Origin of the sequence: Shewanella sp. 10N.286.52.E4, assembly GCF_041468785.1 — a bacterium.
Taxonomy (GTDB): domain Bacteria; phylum Pseudomonadota; class Gammaproteobacteria; order Enterobacterales; family Shewanellaceae; genus Shewanella; species Shewanella electrodiphila.
Map to the genome: position 1 here is coordinate 96088 of NZ_JBFRJJ010000024.1, position 26401 is coordinate 122488.

A 26401-nucleotide genomic window follows, 5' to 3' on the forward strand; every position below is an offset into this window, starting at 1 on the left:
AACCTTTATTAAAGATTCAACCTTCGTGAAACCTTGCTGAGTTGGCAGCGTTTCATCGAAGGGAGTACCGAGTTCAAGGAGAGAAACGATGAAAAGGTTAACCCGTTACCGAAACAGGAAAATACCTGTAATTAGGAATGCCACTAACAAGCTTGATCTAGCAGCCTATGGCTGTTCAGGTCTAATTCTGTTGGCATTGATGCTTTTGAATGTGTTGTTTCCAGTGCATGCCATGGGATCATCAGATCGCAGAAATACTGGCTCTGAGCATAAAGGAAATGACTTATCCGAAGTGACCCAAGGAATATTGCGTTATCAGGTTAATGGTCAGCAATTTGAAAGTTTACCTTTAAAAACTGATGTCAGGATGAAAGTCTCTGGCTGGACAAATAGGGTGAGTGTTAAGCAAACCTTCACAAACCAATCTAGTGATTGGATTAATGGTAGTTATATTTTCCCGTTATCGTCTAATAGTGCGGTCGATCAAATGCGCCTCATTATCGGCGAGCGGGTTATTGAAGGCGATATTCAACCTAAAAAGCAAGCTAAAGCCACATTTGAAAAAGCAAAGTCTCAGGGGAAAAGAGCCAGTCTCGTCTCACAGCAACGCGCTAATATATTCACCACAGAAGTCGCTAATCTTGGGCCGAAGGAAACATTAACGGTTGAAATTAGTTATCAAGAAAAACTGCGCTATAGAGACGGTGAGTTTAGCTTACGATTTCCGATGACGATTAACCCTAGGTATAAGCCAGGATCTTCGGCGGTTGATGGCGAGACTGTTAATCGTAAGAAAGTCAATGGGGTGACTGTAACGTCTGAATTATCGCAACAATCGTATGAATCTTTATCGCCAACATTGCCGTCATCACTGTTAAGTTTTTCACCTGAATTTTTATTGTACCCAGAGGCAGACGATCGAAGTGAGATTGATTACGAACTGGATGATAAAAACTCAGACGGGGTAACGGTCAACTTACAAGTGGAATTAGAAGCAGGCTTTAATGTTGCAGATATCAACAGCCCATACCAAGAGATTAAAAAGGTTGGAGCAGGGGATAAATGGCAAATATCGCTTGTGGGGCAACAAAAAGCCAATAAAGATTTTGTGCTGACCTGGCGAGCCCAGGCTAATGAAAGCTTATCGCCGCTGACAGCAGTGTTTACTCAGCAAGGTCAGACTCATGAAGTCGTTAATCAACAGAGTAAAGAACATAGTAATAAAAAGAGTAATGAGCATATTGATAACAAGGCAAAGCTTAATCAAGTGGAATATGGTTTAGTCATGCTGACACCTCCAGCAGCGTCAAATCAAAGCCAATTTGTTCAAAGGGACCCAAATACAAACGATGACATCAGTAAACATCACGTGCCACGAGAGTTAATTTTAGTGATTGATACTTCAGGCTCAATGTCAGGCGGCTCTTTAGAACAGGCCAAACAAGCGATGCTTTATGCGCTTGCAGGATTAACCAGCCAAGATAAATTCAATGTGATTGAGTTTAATCACGCGACGAGTCAGTTATCTGAACAGTCATTAGTAGGCTCAAGTAGCAATATCGGCAAAGCTAATCAGTTTGTCCGTCAACTTGAAGCCAATGGTGGAACTGAAATCAGTAAAGCCTTATCAGTGTCTTTGACTCACGCTGCAAATCAAGCTGGAAATCACGAGGATGAATTTAATCGCGCACAAGAGCATTCAACGTTGTTAAGGCAAGTTATTTTTATCACTGATGGCGCGGTGAGTAATGAGCATGGCTTATTTCAGCAAATTGAAGCTGAATTAGGCGACAGCAGGTTATTCACCGTAGGGATCGGTTCGGCGCCTAATTCATACTTTATGGAACGTGCAGCTATGTTTGGGCGCGGTACATATACATACATTGGTAAAACGTCTGAAGTAAAAAGCAAAATTTCGCAATTACTCGCTAAAATCGAGAAACCAGTGAGTACAGATATTAAGTTAACTTATCAAGATGGCACAGTACCTGATTATTGGCCTGCTCAGATCCCCGATTTATATCAAGATGAACCATTATTAGTGAGTTATAAATCGCCTTCATATAACCAACAAGATTTAATTGTTTCAGGTTATAGCCAAGGACAATTTTGGCAACATCAGATAAACCGTAATGCACCCAAACAAGCAGCGGGTCTGGATTTAATCTGGGCAAATGCGCAAATTGATGCCATTGAAGCCACCCAAAGTCGCAGCAACTTACAGCGAGTGAAAAAGCAAGTGGAGGCATTGGGAATGAAATATCATTTAGTTACATCGCAAACAAGCCTAGTTGCGGTTGATAAAACGCCTGTGAACCCTATGGCCGAATTTAATCGCAATCAACAAGTGAAAAGACATATGCCTGATGGCTGGAAAAGACCTCAAGGTGTTTTGCCTCAAACTGCAACATCTAGTCGGCTAAACATTTTAATCGGGCTAAGCCTACTTATCATTGCTTTGCTACATGGCCTTTGGCTAAAAGGTTTGTTACCCGCACAGCGACTCATTTTGCCCAAAAATAACGAGCAAGGCGGGTCTTATTATGTCATTTAAATGGATTATTCCGAGTTGTGTGGCATTGATAGGAGTGAGTTTTTTATCGCAAGGAGCGTATATGCAAATTAAAGCTAATTTTGCTCAATATTTGATTGAGCAGGCATGGAGTAAAACCTTAGAAGATCAATTACCGCATAAACCTTGGAGCTGGGCAGATACACACCCTGTGGCTAAGTTAAAATTATACGCAGATAAAGAAACTGACTTATATCCAATAGGCCAGCCAATGTTTGTTCTCGCGGGGGCTTCAGGGCGAAACTTAGCATTTGGCCCAAGCTTAGTATTAAGTGGCGCTGGAGTGGGTGAGCAAGGTAATACCATTATTGCAGGGCATAGAGATACTCATTTTTTACCACTGCAACAAGTGAAAAAAGGGGACATTGTTGAGCTTGAAACATCATACGGAATGCAGCAGAACTACTTAATCACGCATATTGATATCGTTCACGAAACACAAACTGAGGTACTTAATATGACAACGGATAACCAGTTAACTTTAATAACGTGTTATCCGTTTGAAGATTTATCTGCTAACAGCGATTATCGCTATGTGGTGACGGCCAAGAAAGTAAACAGTGGTCATCGTTTAATTTGAAATGGGCATCACTCTATTACGACCTAATCGTTTTGCTTCGTATAACAACTTGTCAGCACTTTCAATCAGCTGACTGGTTGTTTGTTTTTCTTTCCATTCACTGACGCCGAATGAAGCAGTAATATTATCAATACGTGTTTCGCTGCGTCGGTCTTTGACGCTCAGTTTTTCTATAGAGCGGCGCATGGCTTCAGCCAGTTGTCTTGCAATGCGTTGTTTGCTGTTAGGCAATAAAATTGCAAACTCTTCGCCACCAAATCGGTAAAGTTTAACCCCATCACGACAAGATTCCTGTAACCGTTTAGATACTACTTTGAGCACTAAATCCCCCAGCTGGTGGCCGAAGGTGTCATTGAATTGTTTGAAATGGTCAATATCGGCGATGATCAAACAAGCCCCTGACGGAGATTGACTGATAAGGGCATTAATATCTTCGTTAAATGCACGGCGGTTTAATGCTTCAGTTAATGCATCAAATAAAACATCTTTTTCAGATTCAGCTAGGCGTTGTTTGAGGGTATTTATCTCTGATTGTGCTTTGTCCAATTGCTGGGTAAAACTAACGGTACTTGAATGTATATTTGCTGACTCACTGACGATATTGCGAACGACCTTGATAACTTGCTCAAGTGAAAAGCCTTTGCTTTCAAGTTCGCTTAACTTACTAAATTCCTTTTCGATTTTTGATTGAAAATTGTTGGTGTCATGATTAGTGTCTTTTAAGGATTGAGACAGCTCGCAAACCATTGCATCAAGGTTTTGTCTCATATCACGCACATCTAGCTCAACGGGATCTGAAATGTGTTCTCGGTAAAGTAATTCGCTGGAAACAGGAGAGTATTGCTGGTTTTGTGCAATAGCTGAATCGAGGGCAAGGTTAAGCTTGGGATTGGATTCGGCCACATATGTGTACCAAAGTGCATAATTGGTCGGCGTGGTTGGAATGCTGTGTTTCAACATTAAAGGAACGGCTTTTTTTAAATTTAAAGCGGCAGATTTTAGTAGATCAGTTGACATGCAATTCCTCAATACCAGTTGAGGTCACTTTGCAAACTATCAAAAGAAAAGAGGCATAATTTTAATGAATGTTGATGCTTGAAAGTGACTTAATTATTAATCTTCAACGTTATATAAGCACCTTTATTAAGGTGCTTTTTGAACATTAGAATGAATAGGATACGGCAAACATGGGGCCAGTAAAACTATAATTTATATTGTAATCTAAAGTTCTAAATTCTTTATCCAAGATACTACGAGAACGCTCAATATCAACGTCAACATCGTAATAATTATACGCCAAAGATAAGTGGAAGTTTTCACAGATCATGGCACTAACACCTGCTCGAATATCGACTAATGAACCTTTAAAATTATCATACTTAATAGCAAAGTATTGTGCATGAGCACTAAACTGCCAACCTGGGTAAAATTCGTACATGCCGAATAAACCAATATTTGGTAAAGGTGCTGTTAACGCGTTATCAACAACTTTAGGCGTAAATGAGACGGTATCACACAAGCTATTTGGCTCGCTAGTTTCGCCACAGAGGCTAATGTCGCCTTCAAATATGGTTTCTACAAACATAGTATGCAAACCAATTGAGCCGCCTACAGTATAATCATTGCCTTCCCAAATATCATATCCGTAACCAATTCTTAAAATATCGATATTTAATGTGGTCGATAATTTAGCACTGCCGTCAATGACATAGCTTTGATCATTATCACCGAACTCAGGGATTTCGATATCAAAACCTAACTGTGGGGTATCGGCATTACGGTGTAATGACTTCCAATCGACATAAATGTGGTGGCGTTCTTTGAAGCTATATTGGAATTCAAAAAAAGGTAGGAATTGATCTTCGGTTAACAGCAAGTCATCCTCAAAATCGAGCAAATAATAATTACCCGTATCTTTAGCACTTTTCACTAGCATCGTTGAATCTGAGCTAGCGTAAAATGCACCAAGGGTAAATTTGTATTCGTCAGCTTTAACATGGCCAGTAGTACAAACCACAGCTAAAAGTCCTAAAGAGGCTCGCTTAAACATTTTATCTCCGCACTTAATATGAACTCATTGTGAGTTAGACGTGCTTTTTATTTTTATTTTATAATCAGGGTTATATCTTTTTGCGTACTAATACTAGCACTATGTAACTAAATGTGAAGACTTTGTTGGTTAAAATGTGCTGAAAAGTGATCCTAGATCAAAGTTTAGAAGTATCGACAAACATCGGGCTAAAGCTAAATATTTGTATGATAAATTTAAGTGCCTGTTTTAAAAGCTTTAAGTTGAGTTTTGTGGTGAGGCTTGGCTTGGTTTAATGAATCTTTAAAATGAAGTGTTCAGTGTGTTTAAGGGAACATTAATGGAATATTTACTGATTATTTTATGGAATTTACAGTCAGTATTTTGACTAAGTGTTAAAAATTTGTAATTGAGAGGGTTTGTCAATTTTTTGCTGATTTGATATTACGTCTACAAGTGTTAAAGCTAATTACTCTTTGCCATAATTTTGCTATAAAGCGATATTAAAATAACCTCGTACATTCCTGTTTGAGTATTAATCCATTATGGATACTGATTTATTAAAAACGTATTTAGAAGTTTATCGCACCCGTCATTTTGGAAAAGCTGCAGATAATCTATTTTTAACTCGTAGCGCTGTGAGCTTCAGAGTTAAACAGCTTGAGAATATGTTAGGTGTTTCGCTGTTTAATAGAGAGCGAAATAATATTCAGCCCACACCAGCGGGTGAGCGATTACTAGAGCATGCCAATGCCGTGTTAACCGCAGTTGAAAGGGCAAAGCAAGATGTATCATTGTCAGGCAGTCAGCTAGTACAACTTAGCCTTGGTATTGGACACAATGTTTGGGATAGCTACTTAAATAAATTGATGCAACCATTATGTTCTGGCTTACAAGACGTGTCTTTAAGAACTGATGTGATAACCACGGCTGTGATGTCAAAACAGTTGTCTGAAAGAACGCTAGATATCGCGCTAAGTTTTGATCCTCTGCGTATCGATGATATCGAAATCACTAAACTACACCGTGTGAATTTAATATTGGTGGCTGACAAGCCTGATTTATCGGTGAATGATATAAGCCAATACCAGTATGTGAAAGTGGATTGGGGTACCGCTTTTAATATCATGCATGCCCAAGAGTTAGCATACTTTCCCATGGCATCTCTACATACCAGTTCTGCGCAAATAGCATTTGATTATCTAATGAGCAATGGCGGTAGTGCTTTTTTGCCTGAAACGATGGTTGAGGAAAAGCTTTTACAATCTGAACTGTTTTTAGTTGAAGGCGTTGAGCCAATGCGCAGACATATTTACGCCGCGCATTGGATTAACAGTGAGCGAATTGATGAAATTGAACAAGCTCTGCTAGTACTAACACATAAAATTTATCGTTGATCTTAGCTGGATCATTTAATGTTTTTAGCTGTCTTTACTACAAGAGAGTGATTCGGACGAATAGCTATAATAAGTAAGCATTGATCAATATTGCGCCCCACGTTATAGCGCACAATGCCAAACTTAAAAATACCGCTGCAGAAGCCACGTCTTTGGCTTGACCACTTAAAGGATGGATTTCATCACCTATTCTATCGACGACCGCTTCGATGGCTGAGTTAAGTAACTCTGTGATAAGTACGATGAACAAAGTCATTATCATTAATATTGATTCGATAAAGCTGACATTGGTGAAAAGTGCAATAGGGAGTAATACCATTGCTAAGATAAGTTCTTGTCTAAATGCAGCTTCATTTTTCCAGGCGCTTGTTAACCCCTGTAATGAAAATCCAGTCGCTCGGATGATCCGTTTAAAGCCATTATTATTTACCGGTTTCATTTTATGCCTATATCTCATTTTGTTTGTAACGTAGGTAGATTGTTATATCAGCCCTTAACATAGCAAAATATAAAATCTTTACTAAAATCAATTATCTTGAATGCTGTTTAGTGTCAGAGTTGTTGTCTATTGCTGGGGTTAACTATGCTAGCTGTTAACTAAGGTAGGAGCCGACTACTGTTGCTATTCAATATGGTCGCTGTTGTGGCAGCAGTGTATTGATCAAGTCCAATAGGTTTCATTTTCAAATTATTACTAGCAAGGATGCTACTATGCAAAGATATTTACTGTCTATTATATTTCTTCCCATCTATTTATTACTTTCTGTTCCATTATTTGCAGCTGAAAAGCCTCCCATTCAACTTGCTAGCCGGTTTCAAGATGACATCAAGGTTGAACAATACTTTGTCAGTGAAAAGCTTGATGGTGTAAGAGGCTATTGGAATGGTGAACATCTGTTGTCTCGCTCTGGTAGAAAGATATCCGTGCCTGATTGGTTTGTTGCAGACTTTCCAGCGTCTAAACTGGATGGCGAGTTATGGATTAAACGTAATGATTTTGAATCAGTGTCCGCGCTATCGCGAAGTCAGAGGGTCGATAACCCCTTGTGGCGACAAGTTAAGTTTATGATTTTTGATATGCCAGAACATAAGGGCGAATTTAGTCAGCGTGTGCAAGGCATGGCACAAATAGCGTCTCACTCTAAGTACATAAACATGATCCCCCAACAATCATTCTCAACTCACGAAGCGCTATATCAAGAACTTAATCGTGTTATAGCACTAAAAGCTGAAGGCCTGATGCTACATAAAAAATCGGCCTTGTATAAAGTGGGCCGCAGCCAAGATATTGTTAAACTCAAACCTCGCTATGATGCTGAAGCCATTGTCATCGCTTATAACGAAGGTAAGGGGAAATATTCAGGTTTACTAGGCTCTCTCACTGTTGAAATGCCTGATGGAAAACAGTTTAAAATTGGCAGTGGTTTTAGTGATCATCAAAGAGCTAACCCGCCGGCAATTGGCTCTATCATCACTTACCAATATTTAGGGCTGACGAAAAACGGCATTCCACGATTCGCACATTTTTTAAGATTAAGGAATGAATAAATATAGGCTTTTTGACCTAAACCTAGTTAATATTAGGTTAGCTAAATCGACGATTTTTCCAAGCGAAATAAAGGAGTAAGTATTGGAATCCCAATCCCATTCTAAAGCTGATGCGATACAAACGCTAAACTTGAGTCAGGTTAAGTCTGTACTTTTTGTTTGTCTCGGTAATATTTGCCGCTCGCCTAGCGCTGAAGCTGTTTTTCGCCATAAAGTTGCTGAGTTAGCTCTTGAAATTCATATAGATTCAGCAGGAACAGCTGCCTATCATCAAGGAAACCCACCGGATCCTCGTTCAATCAAAGCAGGTGAGGCTCGTGGATTAGAGTTCAGTGGTATGAAAGCACGTAAAGTAATAGACCAAGATTTTGAGCAGTTTGACTTAATATTGGCAGCTGATAACGCTAATATGGATGATTTAATCATTCGCTGTCCTTCTCAATACCAACATAAATTGAGGTTGATTTTATCCTTTGTAGCAGATGACGTTAACGGTGTAATGGAAGTGCCCGATCCTTATTACGGCGGCGAGAATGGTTTTGAAGTGGTTTTAGATTTGTTGGATGCAAGTTTAGTTGCGTTGGCAAAGCGGATTAAATCGGCATAATCTCTCTAATTTAACGAATAAAGGCTTATCATTTGATAAGCCTTTATTTGTTCTATCGTAACGTAATAACTAATTAGGGTTAACCATTTTGATGACGTTTACCTGAACGTTTTAATTTTTCTTGTTCAATCTTTTGCTGTTTAATGGCTTCTTTTTCTGCCATCACTCGCGCTACTTCAGCTTTTTCAATCTCAGCCATTTCAGGGGTTTCTAAGGTCAATAAGCCTGTTTTTCCTGAGCGGAATTCATGGAGTAGTAATTCAGATGCTTTGTGTAAATCAATACGACCGCCTGGTCTTAATGCACCGCGTTTACGGCCAATTTCTTCGAGTAATTCAATATCGGTTTCAGGCAGTGACTTGAGTTTATATCGCTCACAAATCTCTTCAGGGTAAGCGTGAAGAAAATACTCTGCAGCGAACATGGCGACATCTTCATATTCCATTGCAGTATCTTTAATCGCACCTGTGACAGCTAAACGATAACTACTTGATTCGTTATCAACCTTTGGCCATAAAATACCAGGAGTGTCAGACAGTACGATGCCATTTTTTAAATTGATACGTTGTTGACGCTTGGTGACAGCGGGTTCGTTACCTGTTTTTGCGAGAGTGCGACCCGCAAGGGTATTAATAATAGTGGACTTACCGACATTCGGGATCCCCATAATCATGGTACGAATATCTTTTTCAAGTTTGTCGCGAGAAGGAACTAACTTACGACAAATATCAGGAATGCTTTTAACTTGACCTGGTTGAAGTGTGGTTATCGCAGTTGCTTTTACACCTTGTTCACGCTCTAGGTATTCAATCCAGCGTGCGGTCACTTTAGGATCGGCTAGGTCAGATTTATTGAGTAGTTTAATACATGGCTTATCGCCCCTTAAGGTTGAAACCATAGGGTTTTCACTACTATATGGAATACGCGCATCTAATACTTCGATGACAAGATCGACTTGAGGCATTGCCTCTTCAATCTCTTTTCGAGCTTTGTGCATGTGTCCTGGGTACCATTGAATTGCCATGTGTTTGCCTTTTTTAAAACCACTACTAACAAAGGGGGCATATTCTACCTTGTTATGCCGTTAAATGATAAAAAAAAGCGCCATTTGGCGCTTTAAACTTATTGGAAATACTCAAGAACTTAAATAACGCCAAGCTCTCGTAGTCTTTCCATTAAGTAGCTATCTGCTGTGTAGCGCTCAGATAACACCACTTCTGGGTTGGGATGTAAAAACAGTGGTAACGAAATACGCGATTTGGTCTTATCTGTTCCTTCAGGGTTAATGACTCGATGTGACGTTGATGGATAATAACCACCAGATGCTTCTTGAAGCATATCACCGATATTAATAATGATATTACCAAAATCACTGGGTACATCTATCCAATTATCATCTTTGGTTTGTACTTGAAGACCCGGCTCGTTAGCCGCGGGTAGTACAGTAATTAAGTTAATATCTTCATGTGCTGCTGCGCGAATTGCGCCTAGTTCTTCATCGCCAGCCATTGGTGGGTAGTGCAGAACACGTAATAATGTTTTTTCGCTTTCAGCTATCATGGCTGGCAGCGGAATTGAAAATTTTGCAGCTACCTCAGCAGGTGCATACTCTTCAATCCAACCCAATAATTCCGCAGCTAATTCATTAGCATGTTTATAGTAAGCCAGAATGTTGGCTTTTAATGATTCAGGAATGCGGCCCCAAGGGTAAACGTGAAAATATTCTTTGATATCTTTTACGCTATGGCCTTTGGCCGTTTCAGAAATTGAGGCTGGGAAAAACCCATCCTGTGTTTCTGGTTTGAATAAAAAATCATTTTTTTGTTCAGACTGGAAAAACTCATACCATTCTTTATAGATGGTTTCGACGAGTTCTTTACTGATTGGGTGATTGGATAATACACCAAACCCTGTTTCTCTTAATGACTCAACAAACTGCTTTGCACAGCCCTCTGAGCGGTAATCAATTGTTTCTAATTTCATGTTTTCTACTTATTGTTTTATTTGACCCAATGTGATTTTAACCTCCGTCACACTTTGTCGCAATTTTTTGATCTAAAAAGCGGTCTTATAAGTCGAAATAGTGATCTTTATTCGGCATACTGCCATCTGTTTAACTATTGCTTTAAAGTGAGAAGGCTAAGATTGAAGTTAGGACGATGCAAATGAATGAATTAACTGAGTTTGAAAAGTATGTCATTGAGCAGAAAGGAACTGAACGTCCATTTAGTGGAGAATACGTCAATCATGAAGCTGAAGGTTTATATCTGTGTAAAAAATGCTTAGCGCCTTTATATAAAAGCGAACATAAATTTAATGCTTTTTGTGGCTGGCCTGCATTTGATGATGAAATACATGGTGCAATCAAGCGTACTGTAGATGCAGATGGCCAACGCACAGAAATTACTTGCTATGAATGTGGCGGTCATCTTGGTCATGTGTTTAAAGGTGAAATGCTCACCGGTAAAAATATGCGTCATTGTGTCAACTCTATTTCAATGGTTTTTAAAAGTTACGATGAAATAGAAGCAGAGAAATCTAAAGCGGCCAAATCGATGCAAATGGCCACATTTGGTGCAGGTTGCTTTTGGTGTATAGAGGCCGTTTTCCAAAGGCTCGACGGGGTTGAGAGTGTTTATTCTGGTTATAGTGGCGGCACAACAGAAGATGCACATTATGATGCGGTATGCAGTGGTATTACAGGTCATGCCGAAGTCATACAAGTGACATTTAATCCAGCTGTGATTAGTTACAACACCTTACTGTCGGTATTTTTTGCGATTCATGATCCTACCACTTTGAATCAACAAGGTAATGATAAAGGTCCACAATACCGTTCGGTGATATTTACTCATAATGCTGAGCAAGTCGATCAAGCGACAATTGCAATTAGTAAATTGATACAGCAGGGGATTTGGCCAAAACCTATTGTGACTGAAGTTTCTATGTACGAAACTTTTTATCATGCAGAAAACTTTCATGATGACTATTTTGCTAAAAATGCAGAACAACCTTATTGCCAACTACTTATCAAGCCCAAGTTTGAACAGGCGATGAGACAATTTGAGGCATTACTAAAGAAAGATTAGTCTAGTTGATGTAAGAAATACCTACGTTGACAAAGCGGTAACCCAATAAAAAAGCGAACTATCTAGTTCGCTTTTTTGTTGATGGAATAACATCACTTATTGATTCGGATTAAGAATCCAGTGCATCATCTGCCACTTTGTAATGTGGATCTTCAATCACATTAACTTCAACTAAATCACGTGCCTTATGGAGTAAATCTTTACAGTCTGGACTTAAGTGTCGTAAGTGTAATTTTTTACCCGCCGCAACATATCGTTCAGCTAACGTATCAATAGCATCAAGTGCTGAATGATCAGCAACGCGCGAATTTTGGAAATCTACAATGATATCTTCAGGATCATTAGTTGCATCGAAAAGATCTAAGAAGTTAGATACAGAGCCAAAGAACAATGGGCCATTTAACTTGTAAACTTTCCAGCCATTGGCATCTGTATTAGTTTCAACGTTGATGTGTTTTGCGTGTTCCCATGCAAACACGAGTGCTGAAACAATAACACCAACAAAAACAGCAAATGCCAAATCGGTAAATACGGTCACAGCAGTGACTAAGACGATAACGAATGCATCATGCTTTGGTACTTTGCCCATGACTTTAAAACTAGCCCATTCAAATGTCCCGAGAACCACAATGAACATTACACCGACTAGCGCGGCTAGGGGGATAATTTCAATGAATGCTGAGCCAAATAAGATAAAGGCAAGTAGTGCTAAAGCTGCTGTTATGCCAGATAAACGACCACGACCACCTGAGTTGATATTAATGATTGATTGACCAATCATTGCACACCCACCCATAGCGCCGAAGAAGCCACTGGTAATATTCCCCACACCTTGACCAACACATTCTTTGTTACTTTTACCACGACTATTGGTCATTTCATCAATAACGGTAAGTGTTAACAGTGATTCAATTAAACCAATTGCAGCAAGAATAAATGCATACGGAAGGATAATAAATAGGGTATCTAGAGTAAATGGCACACTTGGAATGGCAAAACTAGGCAAGGTGCCTGCAATGGTTGCATGCTCATCACCACTCATGGTTTTTAAGAAATCGAGTACATTACGCGTATCCAAATCTAAACCAACTACGATTGCGGTAACCGTTAAAATCGCGACTAATGAAGACGGAATCGCAGTGGTTAATTTTGGTAAAAAGTGGATGATCGCCATCGTTAAAGCGACTAAGCCGAGCATAATCATTAATGGCTCTTGTGCCAACCAGATCATGTTTCCTGCGGCATCTTTGACTTTAAATTGTCCAAGCTGGGCAAGGAAAATAACAATAGCGAGACCGTTTACAAAGCCAATCATCACAGGATAAGGAACAATGCGTATAAATTTACCGAGCTTGAATATACCTGCGGATATCTGAATTATCCCCGCTAGCACCACCGCTGCAAATAAATACTGTACTCCATGCTCAACAACAAGCGATACCATGACAACTGCCATAGCGCCGGTTGCGCCAGAAATCATGCCTGGGCGCCCGCCAATAACAGCAGTAATAATACCCATGATAAAGGCTGCGTATAAACCGACCATAGGTTCAACTTGAGCGACAAATGCAAAAGCAACAGCCTCTGGTATAAGTGCTAGTGCAACAGTCAATCCAGATAAAATATCTGCTTTGCTACTGCTTGTTTTGTGACGAAGTAGATCGAACATTTAGCCCCTGAAAACAATTGATGTGTTTGATAATAAAAGTGTGCGTATGTTAACAAAATTTAATGCTGCGCTAAACCTGAAATTAATCTTAATTGATTATAAATAGAATAATTCATTAAATTGTAAATATAAAAAAACCACGCTAATTAGCGTGGTTTTTAAATGAGTCTTTTAGACTGAACTTAAATCATTAAGCTTTTGTCGTATCAGACGAAGCACTATTTGCCATTCTAGACTTAGATGCTTCAGCATCAGGTTGTGATTTTTCATATTCACGACCTTTAGGGACAGCTTGCTGAGTACGAGCTTCAGAAACAGGTTTAGTTGTATCTGACATCACCATAGAACCAAAGCGACTAGCGGCAGCAGGTTTTTTAGCTGGCGCTTCAACTTTCGCGGCAGATGCTGTTGGTGTAGCAACAACTTTGCGTTGAATAGCCGCAGGCTTAGCCATAGGTGCAGAAGCGATTGAATTATCTTTAGCTGGTGCTTTTAGCGGTTCAACTTTAACGTCTTCAGTTACAGGCTCTTGAGCAATAGGCGCTTCAGTTTTAACTTCTTCAGCTACAGGCTTTTGAGCAATAGGCGCTTCAGTTTTAACTTCTTCAACTACAGGCTCTTGAGCTATAGGCGCTTCAGCTTTAACTTCTTCAGCTACAGGCTTTTGAGCAATAGGCGCTTCAGTTTTAACTTCTTCAGCTACAGGCTCTTGAGCAACAGGCGCTTCAGTTTTAACTTCTTCAACTGCAGGCTCTTGAGCAACAGGTGCTTCAACTTTAACTTCTTCAACAACAGGTGTTGTTTCAACAGCAGGAGCCTCAGTTTTAACTTCAACTGCTGCTTCAGCTTGTTCTGCATCGAGTTGTTTTTCTAGTTCATCAACTGGAGTAAATACAGCTGTTGCTGGCGCAGTTTCATCTTCATCACGACGGCGACGTTGACCCGCTGCACGCAAATGACGAGGGCTACGACGGCTACGACGCTGACCTTGTTTCTCATCACTGTCTTCAGCATTATCTTCAGATGTAACAACAGGCGCTTCTGCTGATGCTTCAGCTGATGCTTCAGCTGGGGCAGCTACAGGCGCTGAACTTGTTGCTTCAACCGTGGTTTCGACAACTGCAGAGTCAACTTTCACTTCAGAATCAGTTTTTTCAGTTTTGATAACTTGAGCATCTTTTGCTGATTCAGATGTTACCGCTTCAACTGATTCAGACTTAACTTGCTCAGTTTTTGCTGTGTTATCTTTTCTTGGACGACGAGTACGAGCCGGTTTAGCTGCTTGTTCTGTCGCAACAGGCTTAGCTGTTTCAACTGAAGCAGTAGTTTCAGTTGTGGCAACGTCATTTAACTTAGCTTCATTTTGTTCGTTTTCAATTCGAACTTTACGGCGCATGTTACGACGTTGACGACGTTCTCTGGCAGCTTCCTGCTTAGGTGATTTCTCGCCTTCAGCACGTGGCTTATCTGCAACAGGTTTATTTGTATTAACTTTAGGGTCATTCTTAGTCGGACGTTTATCAGCTTGCTCTTTGTTAGCAACATCTCTGTCAGACTTCTTGTTACGACCTTTGTTGTCTCTGCCTTTGTTATCAGCATCGTTACGGTTATCGCTGCGGTTGTCATTACGATTGCGACGATTGTCAGTGCGACGTGAATCATTGCGACGGTTACGACGGTTGTTTTGACCATCTTTACGATTTTTGTCTGATGGCTTAGATTCAGTTTTTGCAGGCTCATCTGATGAGAATAGTTTGCTAATCGCTGAAACCATTTTAGCGAAGAAACCAGGCTCTGATGCAGTAGCTTCAACTTTAGCAGGCTGTTCAACTGTCGGTTTTGGCGCTACATTTTTTGGCGTACCAAAACCTTTAATAGCTGGCTGTTGTGCTTCTGCACGTTCTAGTTTACGTGGTTCGTACAACTTAGCTTCAGGTTTTTCTACACGCTTATAGCTTGACTCAACGACTTCATCATCGCTTCTTAAACGTGATACGCGGTAGTCAGGTGTTGTCATGTGCGAATCTGGGATTACGTACACTTCAACATTGTGACGTTCTTCAGTGATGCGAATTGCTTTACGCTTTTCGTTCAATAAGAATGCAGCAACATCAACAGGTACAACAGCTTCGATTTGCGAGGTGTTTTCTTTAATCGCTTCTTCTTCCATTAAGCGAAGGATAGAAAGAGCTAAAGATTCAGTACTACGAATCGTACCTTGGCCATGACAGCGAGGACATAAATGACCTGCAGATTCACCAAGAGAAGGGCGTAGACGTTGGCGTGACATTTCCATCAAACCAAAACGAGAAATACGACCTAATTGTACACGAGCACGGTCTAAATGAACCGCATCACGCATTCTGTTTTCAACTTCACGTTGGTGTCTAACAGGGGTCATATCGATGAAATCGATAACCACTAAACCGCCTAAGTCACGAAGACGTAATTGACGGGCAATTTCATCAGCAGCTTCTAGGTTAGTGTTTAATGCTGTTTCTTCGATATCTCCGCCTTTTGTAGCACGTGCAGAGTTAATATCGATAGACGTTAATGCTTCAGTCGGGTCAATAACAATTGAACCGCCAGAAGGCAAACGAACTTCACGTTGGAAAGCTGACTCAATTTGAGACTCAATTTGGAAGTGAGTGAATAGCGGCACTTCAGATTCGTAACGCTTAACACGTTCAACGAAATCAGGGCGAACAAGGCCAATATGCTGTTTCGCTTCTTCAAAAATACGTGGGTGATCAATTAAGATTTCACCAACATCACGGCGTAAGTAATCACGGATTGCGCGAACAATTACGTTACTTTCTTGGTGAATAAGGAATGGTGCAGGCTTGCTTTGAGCAGCTTCCTGAATGGCATCCCAATGATGTTGAAGAACTTTAAGGTCCCATTTTAGTTCAGCAGCGTCTTTACCAACACCAGCTGTACGTACAATAAGACCCATACCGTTAGGTACAGATAACTCAGACATTGCTGCTTTAAGCTCAGTACGCTCATCACCTTCGATGCGACGAGAAATACCGCCAGCACGTGGGTTATTAGGCATTAACACTAAGTAAGAACCAGCAAGAGAGATAAACGTTGTTAAGGCGGCGCCTTTATTACCACGTTCTTCTTTGTCGATTTGTACGATAACTTCTTGGCCTTCAGATACCACTTCTTTGATATTTGGGCGACCTTGGAAAGAGTAACCTTTAGGGAAGTATTCGCGTGCGATTTCTTTAAGCGGAAGGAAACCGTGACGATCAGCGCCGTAATCAACAAACGCAGCTTCTAAAGAAGGTTCTACGCGAGTGATGGTGCCTTTATAGATATTTGATTTTTTTTGTTCATGGCCTGGGCTTTCGATATCCAGATCATACAATTGTTGCCCATCTACTAGGGCAACGCGCAACTCTTCCGATTGAGTTGCATTTATTAACATACGTTTCATGATGACTTAATTCTTCTAATAAGGTCATCAAACAAAGACTTATCGTTGCATTACGGGCCTAAAATTATTATTCACAAAGCCTCACGGCTGGTTTTTAGGCAAGTTAGGTGCGCATTGCTGTAAGACGCATTCGCTGCGTGTCGCATCCTATTTATGGCTTATTTTTTAATGATTACAAAAACAAGGAATTCGTTGTTAATACGCAACCAACCCCATAAATTTTAAAATTTCTTATCCGGTAATGCCCAAGTCGAATCGGTCTGTTTGATAACAAGCTAAAATTTGTTCGAATTTGGGGGTGCAATGTTTCAGGAAAACTTTTTAAATAATGATGAAACAGACGGTTTAACTGTAAAAGCAATTCTTATTGCTTTGTGATGTTTACAGTCTGCAAATCAATGATTTGCGACCTGCCGTGTTCATGAATTCTACTGAAAAAACACCATAATAAATTGAGGTTGTGAACAATTTATTCACTGTTTATCCTCAATCACTGCGCAAATATAGCAATAAACAATTTAGACAGCAATCAAAACAACGAATTCTTATTATCCCATCAAGGTAAAACTTAGGGTACAATGTGCGCCGTAATTACTATAGGCGCATCATGAATACAGAAACTCCCACAAAAGTTCAGTTGGTCACCATTGATGAAGATCATTTTGAGCAACGCATTGATAATTTTCTTCTCACCAAATTAAAAGGTGTTCCTAAAAGCATGATTTATAGAATCGTGCGAAAAGGAGAGGTGCGTGTAAATAAGAAAAGGATAAAACCTGAGTATAAATTACAAATTGATGATGTGGTGCGTATTCCGCCAGTGAGAATGGCTGAAAAAGATCATCGTACAGCCCCTTCAGCTAAATTATCGAAAGTGACTCAGTTAGAGGCACGTATTATTCATGAAGATAATCATCTTATCGTATTGAATAAACCTGCGGGAATTGCTGTTCACGGTGGCAGTGGTGTTGATTTTGGTGTGATTGAAGGCCTTCGTTCATTACGACCACAGCAAAAGTTTTTAGAGTTGGTTCATCGATTAGATAAAGACACGTCAGGTGTGTTACTGATTGCTAAGAAACGCAGCGCATTAAAACATTTACACGATCAACTGCGTAAGAAAACGATGCAGAAAGATTATATGGCTTTGGTTCGCGGTGATTGGCAAGCTAAAGATAAAGTCATTAAAGCGTCGTTACTTAAAATCACTCTTAAATCCGGTGAGCGAATAGTCAGAGTAAACCCTGAAGGTAAAGCATCTGAAACCCGTTATAAGATTATGCAGCGTTACCAAGGCTGCACATTAGTTAAAGCGAGTCCAGTAACAGGTCGAACTCACCAAATTCGAGTACATTGTCAATATGCAGGTCATGCAATAGCCTGTGATGATAAGTACAGTGAGAAGAAGTTTGATGATGCTATGCGTGACAAAGGTTTAAATCGTTTATTTTTGCATGCGGCTGAACTTAAGTTTATACATCCTGAAAATGATGAAGTGACGACAGTAAAAGCGCCATTAGATGATGTTTTATTAGCAACCTTAGAGAAGTTAAAGCGCGCATGAACCCAAATCAGACAAAACAGTATCAGTTAGTCATCTTTGATTGGGATGGCACATTAATGGATTCAATCGGTAAAATAGTTGATTGCATGCAATGTGTGGCGAAAGAATTAAGTTTAGTTGTTCCTTCAGAGCAACAAGTCCGCGATATTATCGGTTTGTCTATTTTACCTGCGATGGAAAAGTTGTTTCCTCACAATGCTGATATGTACGACGAACTTTTGGAAGCTTACAAAAACTACTACTTAAACATTAATGTGACGCCTTCGCCTTTGTTTGACGGTATTGAGAATGTGTTATCTCAAATTCAAGCAGCAGGGCACACGTTAGCCATTGCTACCGGTAAACGCAGAGCAGGTCTTGATAGAATGTTGTCTGAAACGGGTTTAGGTAAATATTTTGTGGCTACTCGTTCTGCTGATGAAGCTGAGTCTAAACCGCACCCTTCGATGATCACATCTTTACTTGATGAGTTAGATATCAATGCTGAACAGGCAGTGATGATTGGTGATTCAAAGCTTGATATTGCAATGGCAAATAATGCGGGTGTGAGTAGCATTGCGGTCACTTATGGTGCACATAGCTTAGAAGATTTATTAAGTCAGAGTCCAACAGCAACAGTCAATAAGCCGACTGATATATTATTGCATCTTTAGCTCGTAGAGTTATCTTGTACGATTTGGCTACTTGTTTCAGTTTATAAAAAATAGTCTCGAATCATAACTAGTTATTGCCTTAAGAATTAATCATAAAAAAGCCGATGAATCATTCACCGGCTTTTTTGTATCTAAGTGTTAATTAACCTAGTGGGTAGATAACTTGCACTTTCAGTTTTAGATCACAAGAACCTACAGTGTTCCAGTCTACAGCTAGTGGATCGAATGATTGGCCATCAGCTCCATAAACAGGTGTGAACCAGTCAAAGCTTTTCAGTACTGACTTATGTAAATCAGCGGTTACTTGTATACGTGCACCAGCATTACGTGGCCCCATATCTGGTGAGCCTTTCTTAACATTAGAACGAGTGTCATACTCATAGTAATGCACTTCACCACTGCCGTTGGTGATTAAGTTTTTACAAGTATTATTCTTGGTAATAAATAAGTCGATGTAGTATTCACCGTCATCTTCTAAACTCATACCAGGACCAAATGTAGCTGAACTCGCTATTGGCGTGCCATTTTCCATACGATGAGTAGTGAAAGTAGAAGCACCTTTGAAGTTAGAATAACTATTCAGCTTATAAGATTTGCCATCGTCTGGGAATTCATGGGTGATAAATTCACGATTTTCTTGGCCACAAGCCGTTTTAAGTGTTTTAACACCTTCGCCTTCAGCAGCTTCTTTCCATTCATAGAAAGTATTTTGTTTACCCATACGAGTTTCTAAGAATGCAGCATTAACAAATGAAGCACCGTCTGCATTGTAATAGAAAGTACCTACATTTGATGCTCCAGTATAACTATCCCAATTTCCATCAGCTGGATGAGTAGGAACCCCTGGCGCACCTGGGTCTGTTGGTTCAACTGGATCAACAGGATCTGTTGGCTCAACAGGTTCTGCTGCAAAGCTATGACAAGTATCACAAGTCATACCGTTATCGTGGCCATCGTTGTGGCATGAAGTACATGTGGACCCTTCATTATGCTCAAAAGGAATTTCAGGCATACCAAATACGCCCACTAAACTCGCTTCTGGTGATTTACCATTATTGACATACGGCGTATCAGGATTCGGGTTTTCATATTCGAAATTGACACCAATGTTGGCACACTGTTGTTGGAATGTGCTAACAAAGCTAGTGGCTTTCTCATCTAACTCTTTGTTGGTATCAGATAGATTTTTGTTATCTTCTGTTAAACCTTTATTAGCCTCATCTAATTGCTGGTTTTGTTGAGTTAATTCAGCAATTTGTACTTCTAGTTCAGGATTAGGATCGATTGTAACAGTATCATCATCGTTACAAGCAGTTAAAGCCAAAACTGAAATACAGACAAGGCTTAATTTAAAAGTTTTTTTCATCATTGTTCCCCTACTAGTTTGTGACTAGCATTTAATATTATTTTTATTTCAACCTACAATTTAAAGCGATGGATAGAATGAGCAGTCTTTACCTTAATAGCTTAATGACGTCCATTTAAATGAATGTCTTGTAAAACACTAGGTGAGACGAACAATCTTTTATTTATACGTTAATAAAACGTTTAACTACGTTCAGCTTTAAAATGTTTGAACATCCAAATTTAATTTAGATGTAAATAAAGCAGTGCTCACAAAATCATTTGTGCAATATCGATGCTTTAGTTAACACCTCTGATATTGCAGCTTTAACTTTGATTCATTACTAATTCTATTATCTAGTATTAGTAATGCGGTGATTGCTTCGGTGAGGAATGTAAATGTTTGCAAAGAAATAGTATGTGATGAATGTCAATTTTATTCTTACATGGTAAATGATATTAGTTGCAATGTGATCTAAATGTATATTTAAGTTGTTTTGAGAACTGAACATTAGTTTAGAACAACCTTAAGTTGTTTGGGCTTATTGCTGTGTTTTTGTTTAAGCTGCTGTTATTAATGGCTTGTTGGCTGGCTTTGCATTGGCTGTTTAATTTTTTATTGCAAAGTGGTGCTAAATCGCTAATTAAAGGGGGAAACATTACCATATCGTTTCATTAACTTTTTAGTCTTTTTTTTAATCTGTAACAATGTAAATATATCGTCAAGTTAGAAGGCTTATTTATACGAAATGAAAGAGGTTATATTAATGATGAATATTAAATTGAAAGGTTGAGTGTACTTGGTATTTCATTTTGGAGTAATTCCATCAGTCTGGAATACTTGCCGGGTAACTAATTTTAATTGTTTGCAAGTGGGTTTGTGTATTTATATTGCTGATTATCACTTTTATTAGTATTAATTGATTTTTGTTTTATTCTATTCTTTGTAATCCTTGCTTCTATTTTTGTAATGATTCTTTTATCTTTGTTGATTAAATGAGTTGGAAGTGAGTTATTCAATAATGTAGACGTAAAATTATATTGCGCCCGATAATAGTCATTCAGAAATTACCGATTTTAAATTGAACCTTTGATTATTCTTAACAAAGGTTCATATATTTTTTAAAAAAACGTGACTTTTACAATACTTGAATATCATGTTTTTTAAGTAACTGAATAAGCTTAATCAGTGGTAAGCCAATCAAGGTGTTAGGGTCATCGCCTTCAAGCTTTTCAAACAGAGCGATTCCTAGTCCTTCAGCTTTAAAGCTGCCAGCACAGTATAAAGGTTGTTCTAGTTCAACATAACGGGTAATTTCTGCGAGGGTTAACTCTCTGAAGTGCACGGTGAATGGTTCGATTAAACTGAATGCTTGCTGTGTTTGGCTATGGATAACACTGAGTCCAGTATAAAAAGTGATAGCTTTGCCGGAGGCTTGTTGAAGTTGTTTGATGGCTTTGTCACTGGAGTGGGGTTTACCAACAATTTTGCCATCTATTACTGCCACTTGATCCGAGCCAATTATCACCGCAGGTTGTATTTCGTTTGATCCACTTTTTATATAGCAAATTTTATCGAGTTTAGTCTCTGGATTATTGTTCACATCTTTATTATGCGTATCGAGATTATTATTAATTGTATTGTAGAGCTTGGCACCTGCTACAGCCTTTGCTTTTGCTAGGCGTAATACTAATGCTTGTGCAGTTTCACCTTTAATGGGGGTTTCGTCGATATTGGGAGATAAACTGTCGAAAGGGAGCTGTAATTTTTCGAGAATTTCTTTGCGATACACTGATGTAGAAGCCAAGATTATTTTGGTATTCATGTTACGTCTTTCATGTATTTAGATAATTACGACTATAATAAGTCAAAATTGCGTTCAAATGCAGTAAATTTAGCCGGATCGCGCTTGTGATCGCAGGCTGTGACAGGTAATATTTCGCTTCGATCAATTTTAATGTTGGCGTTTTAGTAAATTGTTCAATTTGTTTAGTTAAGCAATTAACCGCAATTTGGATAAATTTCCTTTGACTCTAGCGTTTTCAAACTATAATATGCGCGCCTTATGCAAACAGTAAAGATACCAGTATCAATTGATCCTATTCGAACTGCAGCCAGCGGTCTTCGTTATGAAGGTGTTGTGCCCGGCAAACAGAATAAGCGATTAAACGAGTTATGTGCTGGCGATTGTTCCGATGTGACAGTGTCGTTAGAATGTGGCGTCGATATTCAGGGGATAGTCTACCTTAGCGGGAAGGCTGTGACGGAGCTCACTCTGCTATGTCAACGTTGTATGACACCATATACCACAGAGGTTACGGTCGACTTCTCCTTTGGTCTTTGTAAGACACAAGAAGAAATCGATGAGCTCCCGGATGCGTATGAGCCGATTGAGTGCAATGAAATTGGTGAAGTTCGTCTGCATCAGTTGATCGAAGATGAATTGATAATCGCTATGCCAATTATTCCTATGCATCAGAATGTTGATTGCAACTTAGGAACAAAAGACATAGTTGTAGGCGAAATCGAGCCCTCTCAAGAGGAGCGTCCAAATCCGTTTGCAGTGTTAGAAAAACTGAAGAGCAAGTAATCTAGGAGACAAGTCAAATGGCTGTACAACAGAATAAAAAATCACGTTCAAAGCGCGGCATGCGCCGTTCACACGATGCATTGAGCACAGCTCAATTATCTGTAGACGCTACTAGCGGTGAATTACATCTACGTCACAACGTGACTGCTGATGGTTTTTACCGCGGTAAAAAGGTTATCAACAAGTAATTTGTTGCTAATCTTATGACGGATCTGACGCTCGCGTTAGATGTGATGGGGGGCGATAATGGCCCCCTCGTCACAGTGCCTGCAGCCTTGCAGGCACTGAAATTCAATTCTCAACTATCCATTATTCTTGTCGGTAATCAAACCGAAATAGATCCTTTCCTAGTTGATATTGATAGTGCTATTCGTGCACGTATTCAAATTATTCATACCACTGAAGTTATCACCATGTGTGATAGACCTATTCAAGCTATTCGTTCGCGCAAACAAAGTTCAATGCGTTTGGCGTTAGAATTAGTTAAAGATGGTAAAGCCCAAGCGTGCGTTAGTGCCGGTAATACTGGTGCATTAATGGCATTGGCCAAAATTTTACTTAAAACGCTACCTGGGGTTGATAGGCCCGCTTTAGTGAGTTGCTTACCTGCAGTAACAGGTAAACCTGTTTATTTATTAGATCTTGGCGCAAATGTATCCTGTGATTCTGAAACGTTATTTCAGTTTGCAGTCATGGGATCAGTGTTATGTGAAGCAGTCCATAAACGCGCAAGACCAAAAGTTGCATTACTGAACGTCGGCATCGAAGACGTGAAGGGCAACGATCAAGTCCAGCAAGCTGCTCAGTATTTATTGGATACTGAACAAGTCAATTACACCGGTTTTATTGAGGGTGATGAAATATTCACCGGAACGGTTGATGTCATTGTTTGTGATGGCTTTGTTGGCAATATCACGTTAAAAACATCAGAAGGCATTGCTAAGCTGTTAGTCCACCAATTAAAACGTGGCTTAACGCAAGGTTTGTTCGTTCGGATGTTGTCTAAACTCCTCGCTCCACGTATACAATCAGTGCTCAGTAAGATGAACCCCGACCACTACAATGGCGCAAGTCTGATAGGATTGCGCGGAATAGTAGTAAAGAGTCATGGAAACGCTGATGAAGCGGCTTACTTACAAGCAATCAATTTAGCTGCTACAGAAGCAAAACGTCGTCTTCCGGAAATGATTAAAGATCGTTTGGAGACGATTCTTTTAGACATCAATAGCTGATCTCATTATATGCAAACAAAAATTCTCGGAACTGGTAGTTATCTGCCGGTGCAAGTTCGTAGTAATCACGATTTAGAAAAAATGGTCGACACTTCAGATCAATGGATTGTGGAGCGTACAGGTATTTCTGAACGACGTATTGCAGCAAAAGACGAAACTGTTACTACATTAGGTTATCAAGCCGCATTAAAAGCGCTAGAAATGGCAGGGATTGAAGCCAGTGAACTAGACATGATTGTCTGTGGTACCACAAGTGCTAGCAATGCTTTTCCTGCTGCAGCCTGTGAAATTCAAAAGTTACTCGGCATTCATACTATTCCTGCGTTTGATATTGCTGCAGCGTGCTCAGGTTTTGTTTATGCATTATCTATTGCAGACCAGTTTGTAAAAACAGGTGCCGCTAAAAAAGTATTGGTTATCGGCGCAGATGTATTATCACGTTTGTGCGATCCTGAAGATCGTACTACTGTCATATTATTTGGCGATGGTGCTGGTGCAGCCGTGATTGGTGCAAGTGAGCAACCAGGTATTATTTCGACTCATATTTATGCTGATGGCCGTCAAGGTGATTTATTAAAATGTTCTTTCCCGCCAAGAGCTGCAGAATCATCAGAAGCCGTTAGTTTTATGACTATGAAAGGTAATGATGTTTTCAAGTTTGCAGTCACTCAGCTTTCGCATGTTGTGACTGAAACATTACGTATTAATAATATTGATAAATCAGAAATTGATTGGTTAGTGCCTCATCAAGCAAACTTTAGAATTATTAAAGCTACAGCTAAGAAACTGGATATGAGCTTAGATAAAGTGGTATTGACGTTAGCTAAGCATGGTAATACTTCAGCTGCATCGGTTCCGATTGCTCTGGATGAAGCCGTCAGAGATGGCCGCATTCAACGTGGTCAATTAATCTTGCTAGAAGCGTTTGGCGGCGGTTTTGCATGGGGCAGTGCGTTAGTTAGGTTTTGATTTAACCTGCTGGTTAGATTGTAGATTTATCGTTAAAACGTCAGTAAGATAATTAATATTTTGAATAGAGACTCATTCATTAACTGTTCTAATATTACTTGTCAGTAAAGTGAGTGCTTTATACAGACGACAGACGAATAATTTCATTTTTCATGAACGAATAAAGGTAATAAAAATAATGGAAAATATGGCTTTTGTTTTTCCTGGTCAAGGTTCGCAAGCCGTTGGCATGTTAGCTGATCTTGCTGCGGATTTTCCGGTTGTCACTGAGACATTTTCACAAGCAAGCGAAGTATTGGGTTATGACCTTTGGGCGCTAACTCAAGATGGACCCGCTGAAAAGTTAAATGAAACAGATAAAACTCAACCTGCATTATTAACCGCAAGTGTGGCTATTTTCCGCGCTTATCAAGCAAGCGGTGCGGCTCAACCTGCTTTATTAGCAGGCCATAGCTTAGGTGAGTACTCCGCGCTGGTATGTGCTGGTGTGATTGATTTTGCTGATGCTATTAAATTAGTCGAGCTTCGTGGTCAACTCATGCAACAGGCTGTTCCAGCAGGCACAGGTGCGATGTTTGCTATTATCGGTTTAGATAATGATGCAATCGCTACAGCTTGTGAAGAATCAGCCAATGGCGCAGTGGTTAGCCCGGTTAACTTTAATAGTCCTGGCCAAGTCGTTATCGCTGGTGAAAAAGAAGCGGCAGAAAGAGCTGCGGCAGCGTGTAAAGCGGCAGGGGCCAAAATGGCAGTAGCATTACCAGTGAGTGTGCCGTCTCATTGTGAACTGATGAAGCCTGCAGCTGAGAAGTTAGCGATAGCATTAACCGAACTGACTTTTAATGAGCCTAAAATTAGCGTGATAAATAATGTTGATGTTGCCACGCCAACTGCGGCAAGTGACATTAAAGATGCTTTAGTTCGCCAGTTATATTGCCCTGTGCGTTGGAGCGAATCGGTCGAGCTAATGGCAAGTAAAGGCATCACAGATTTAGTAGAAATGGGCCCAGGTAAAGTCTTAACGGGTTTAACAAAAAGAATTAATAAATCATTAAAGGGGCATGCGGTAAACAATGCATCGTCTTTATCTGCTTTAATCCAATAAGGAATTT

General features: G+C 39.8%; 22 protein-coding genes. 13 read left to right on the forward strand and 9 right to left on the reverse strand.

Annotated elements, in window-relative coordinates; genetic code table 11:
- Positions 1–88: 88 nt before the first annotated feature.
- Together AB4153_RS14335 and AB4153_RS14340 are read left to right on the forward strand one after the other, a co-directional pair.
- Positions 89–2554, forward strand: coding sequence for a marine proteobacterial sortase target protein (locus tag AB4153_RS14335; protein ID WP_371997926.1), 2466 nt, complete (start codon positions 89–91; stop codon positions 2552–2554).
- On the forward strand, positions 2544–3152 hold the full coding sequence (locus AB4153_RS14340; protein WP_371997927.1) for a class GN sortase: 609 nt from the start codon (positions 2544–2546) through the stop codon (positions 3150–3152). Before AB4153_RS14335 ends, AB4153_RS14340 begins: the two co-directional genes overlap by 11 nt.
- Here AB4153_RS14340 and AB4153_RS14345 read toward each other — a convergent pair.
- Together AB4153_RS14345 and AB4153_RS14350 are read right to left on the reverse strand one after the other, a co-directional pair.
- Complete coding sequence (locus tag AB4153_RS14345; protein WP_102529307.1) at positions 3144–4169, reverse strand: GGDEF domain-containing protein; 1026 nt, start codon at positions 4167–4169, stop codon at positions 3144–3146. The genes AB4153_RS14340 and AB4153_RS14345 overlap by 9 nt on opposite strands.
- 145 nt (positions 4170–4314) lie before the next feature.
- Positions 4315–5202, reverse strand: coding sequence for a hypothetical protein (locus tag AB4153_RS14350; RefSeq protein WP_102529308.1), 888 nt, complete (start codon positions 5200–5202; stop codon positions 4315–4317).
- Positions 5203–5726: 524 nt separating this feature from the next.
- Here AB4153_RS14350 and AB4153_RS14355 point away from each other — a divergent pair.
- Entirely contained in the window at positions 5727–6578 is an 852-nt protein-coding gene (locus tag AB4153_RS14355) for a LysR family transcriptional regulator (RefSeq protein ID WP_102529309.1), read from the forward strand.
- 64 nt (positions 6579–6642) lie between these two features.
- On the opposite strand, the gene AB4153_RS14360 is transcribed toward AB4153_RS14355, so the two are convergent.
- Positions 6643–7017, reverse strand: coding sequence for a diacylglycerol kinase (locus tag AB4153_RS14360; RefSeq protein WP_102529310.1), 375 nt, complete (start codon positions 7015–7017; stop codon positions 6643–6645).
- A gap of 272 nt (positions 7018–7289) precedes the next feature.
- On the opposite strand from AB4153_RS14360, the gene AB4153_RS14365 reads away from it, so the two are divergent.
- Both AB4153_RS14365 and AB4153_RS14370 read left to right on the forward strand, forming a co-directional pair.
- Positions 7290–8126, forward strand: coding sequence for a DNA ligase (locus AB4153_RS14365; protein WP_371997928.1), 837 nt, complete (start codon positions 7290–7292; stop codon positions 8124–8126).
- A gap of 130 nt (positions 8127–8256) precedes the next feature.
- The gene (locus AB4153_RS14370) at positions 8257–8733 is read left to right on the forward strand and encodes a low molecular weight protein-tyrosine-phosphatase (RefSeq protein WP_371998040.1); all 477 of its coding nucleotides are present in this window, start codon (positions 8257–8259) and stop codon (positions 8731–8733) included.
- Between the two features lie 79 nt (positions 8734–8812).
- On the opposite strand, the gene ylqF is transcribed toward AB4153_RS14370, so the two are convergent.
- Both ylqF and AB4153_RS14380 read right to left on the reverse strand, forming a co-directional pair.
- Entirely contained in the window at positions 8813–9757 is a 945-nt protein-coding gene (gene ylqF / locus AB4153_RS14375; RefSeq protein WP_229370387.1) for a ribosome biogenesis GTPase YlqF, read from the reverse strand.
- Between the two features lie 119 nt (positions 9758–9876).
- Positions 9877–10716 carry an isopenicillin N synthase family oxygenase gene (locus AB4153_RS14380; RefSeq protein WP_229370384.1) on the reverse strand — a complete coding sequence of 280 codons (840 nt, stop codon included), beginning with the start codon at positions 10714–10716 and terminating at the stop codon, positions 9877–9879.
- A 182-nt stretch (positions 10717–10898) separates the two neighbouring features.
- Here AB4153_RS14380 and AB4153_RS14385 point away from each other — a divergent pair, with 182 nt between their 5' ends.
- Positions 10899–11822 (forward strand): bifunctional methionine sulfoxide reductase B/A protein, encoded by a 924-nt coding sequence (locus AB4153_RS14385; RefSeq protein ID WP_102529314.1) that lies wholly within the window; start codon positions 10899–10901, stop codon positions 11820–11822.
- Between the two features lie 109 nt (positions 11823–11931).
- On the opposite strand, the gene AB4153_RS14390 is transcribed toward AB4153_RS14385, so the two are convergent.
- Both AB4153_RS14390 and rne read right to left on the reverse strand, forming a co-directional pair.
- Entirely contained in the window at positions 11932–13491 is a 1560-nt protein-coding gene (locus AB4153_RS14390) for a SulP family inorganic anion transporter (RefSeq protein ID WP_102529315.1), read from the reverse strand.
- Between the two features lie 190 nt (positions 13492–13681).
- Positions 13682–16936 carry a ribonuclease E gene (rne, locus tag AB4153_RS14395; RefSeq protein ID WP_371997931.1) on the reverse strand — a complete coding sequence of 1085 codons (3255 nt, stop codon included), beginning with the start codon at positions 16934–16936 and terminating at the stop codon, positions 13682–13684.
- A gap of 607 nt (positions 16937–17543) precedes the next feature.
- Here rne and rluC point away from each other — a divergent pair.
- On the forward strand, positions 17544–18500 hold the full coding sequence (gene rluC, locus AB4153_RS14400) for a 23S rRNA pseudouridine(955/2504/2580) synthase RluC (RefSeq protein ID WP_229370376.1): 957 nt from the start codon (positions 17544–17546) through the stop codon (positions 18498–18500).
- Positions 18497–19153: an HAD-IA family hydrolase gene (locus tag AB4153_RS14405; RefSeq protein WP_102528690.1), complete on the forward strand. Its 657-nt coding sequence runs from the start codon at positions 18497–18499 to the stop codon at positions 19151–19153. Before rluC ends, AB4153_RS14405 begins: the two co-directional genes overlap by 4 nt.
- Positions 19154–19295: 142 nt before the next feature.
- Here the strand turns inward: AB4153_RS14405 and AB4153_RS14410 are convergent, their stop codons facing one another.
- Positions 19296–20519: a hypothetical protein gene (locus AB4153_RS14410; protein WP_303516169.1), complete on the reverse strand. Its 1224-nt coding sequence runs from the start codon at positions 20517–20519 to the stop codon at positions 19296–19298.
- A 1117-nt stretch (positions 20520–21636) separates the two neighbouring features.
- Positions 21637–22323 carry a nucleoside triphosphate pyrophosphatase gene (locus AB4153_RS14415; RefSeq protein WP_371997934.1) on the reverse strand — a complete coding sequence of 229 codons (687 nt, stop codon included), beginning with the start codon at positions 22321–22323 and terminating at the stop codon, positions 21637–21639.
- A gap of 240 nt (positions 22324–22563) precedes the next feature.
- Here AB4153_RS14415 and yceD point away from each other — a divergent pair, with 240 nt between their 5' ends.
- From yceD to fabD, 5 genes are all read left to right on the forward strand, one after another.
- A complete protein-coding gene (gene yceD, locus AB4153_RS14420) occupies positions 22564–23088 on the forward strand; it encodes a 23S rRNA accumulation protein YceD (protein ID WP_102528693.1) in 525 nt (174 codons plus the stop codon).
- A gap of 17 nt (positions 23089–23105) precedes the next feature.
- Positions 23106–23276: a 50S ribosomal protein L32 gene (gene rpmF, locus AB4153_RS14425; protein ID WP_011496728.1), complete on the forward strand. Its 171-nt coding sequence runs from the start codon at positions 23106–23108 to the stop codon at positions 23274–23276.
- Between the two features lie 15 nt (positions 23277–23291).
- On the forward strand, positions 23292–24320 hold the full coding sequence (gene plsX / locus AB4153_RS14430) for a phosphate acyltransferase PlsX (protein WP_229370370.1): 1029 nt from the start codon (positions 23292–23294) through the stop codon (positions 24318–24320).
- 9 nt (positions 24321–24329) lie between these two features.
- Positions 24330–25289, forward strand: coding sequence for a beta-ketoacyl-ACP synthase III (locus tag AB4153_RS14435; protein ID WP_102528695.1), 960 nt, complete (start codon positions 24330–24332; stop codon positions 25287–25289).
- Between the two features lie 178 nt (positions 25290–25467).
- A complete protein-coding gene (fabD, locus tag AB4153_RS14440; protein WP_371997935.1) occupies positions 25468–26394 on the forward strand; it encodes an ACP S-malonyltransferase in 927 nt (308 codons plus the stop codon).
- Positions 26395–26401 lie beyond the last annotated feature (7 nt).

Bases quoted from the DNA above. Each gene is read 5' to 3' on its own strand.
- AB4153_RS14415 (WP_371997934.1), bottom strand. From the start codon at position 22,323: ATGAATACCAAAATAATCTTGGCTTCTACATCAGTGTATCGCAAAGAA.
- AB4153_RS14350 (WP_102529308.1), bottom strand. From the start codon at position 5,202: ATGTTTAAGCGAGCCTCTTTAGGACTTTTAGCTGTGGTTTGTACTACT.
- AB4153_RS14405 (WP_102528690.1), top strand. From the start codon at position 18,497: ATGAACCCAAATCAGACAAAACAGTATCAGTTAGTCATCTTTGATTGG.
- rpmF (WP_011496728.1), top strand. From the start codon at position 23,106: ATGGCTGTACAACAGAATAAAAAATCACGTTCAAAGCGCGGCATGCGC.
- AB4153_RS14365 (WP_371997928.1), top strand. From the start codon at position 7,290: ATGCAAAGATATTTACTGTCTATTATATTTCTTCCCATCTATTTATTA.
- AB4153_RS14390 (WP_102529315.1), bottom strand. From the start codon at position 13,491: ATGTTCGATCTACTTCGTCACAAAACAAGCAGTAGCAAAGCAGATATT.
- ylqF (WP_229370387.1), bottom strand. From the start codon at position 9,757: ATGGCAATTCAATGGTACCCAGGACACATGCACAAAGCTCGAAAAGAG.
- yceD (WP_102528693.1), top strand. From the start codon at position 22,564: ATGCAAACAGTAAAGATACCAGTATCAATTGATCCTATTCGAACTGCA.
- AB4153_RS14360 (WP_102529310.1), bottom strand. From the start codon at position 7,017: ATGAAACCGGTAAATAATAATGGCTTTAAACGGATCATCCGAGCGACT.
- fabD (WP_371997935.1), top strand. From the start codon at position 25,468: ATGGAAAATATGGCTTTTGTTTTTCCTGGTCAAGGTTCGCAAGCCGTT.
- AB4153_RS14380 (WP_229370384.1), bottom strand. From the start codon at position 10,716: ATGAAATTAGAAACAATTGATTACCGCTCAGAGGGCTGTGCAAAGCAG.
- AB4153_RS14335 (WP_371997926.1), top strand. From the start codon at position 89: ATGAAAAGGTTAACCCGTTACCGAAACAGGAAAATACCTGTAATTAGG.
- AB4153_RS14385 (WP_102529314.1), top strand. From the start codon at position 10,899: ATGAATGAATTAACTGAGTTTGAAAAGTATGTCATTGAGCAGAAAGGA.
- AB4153_RS14340 (WP_371997927.1), top strand. From the start codon at position 2,544: ATGTCATTTAAATGGATTATTCCGAGTTGTGTGGCATTGATAGGAGTG.
- rne (WP_371997931.1), bottom strand. From the start codon at position 16,936: ATGAAACGTATGTTAATAAATGCAACTCAATCGGAAGAGTTGCGCGTT.
- plsX (WP_229370370.1), top strand. From the start codon at position 23,292: ATGACGGATCTGACGCTCGCGTTAGATGTGATGGGGGGCGATAATGGC.
- AB4153_RS14355 (WP_102529309.1), top strand. From the start codon at position 5,727: ATGGATACTGATTTATTAAAAACGTATTTAGAAGTTTATCGCACCCGT.
- AB4153_RS14435 (WP_102528695.1), top strand. From the start codon at position 24,330: ATGCAAACAAAAATTCTCGGAACTGGTAGTTATCTGCCGGTGCAAGTT.
- AB4153_RS14410 (WP_303516169.1), bottom strand. From the start codon at position 20,519: ATGAAAAAAACTTTTAAATTAAGCCTTGTCTGTATTTCAGTTTTGGCT.
- AB4153_RS14345 (WP_102529307.1), bottom strand. From the start codon at position 4,169: ATGTCAACTGATCTACTAAAATCTGCCGCTTTAAATTTAAAAAAAGCC.
- rluC (WP_229370376.1), top strand. From the start codon at position 17,544: ATGAATACAGAAACTCCCACAAAAGTTCAGTTGGTCACCATTGATGAA.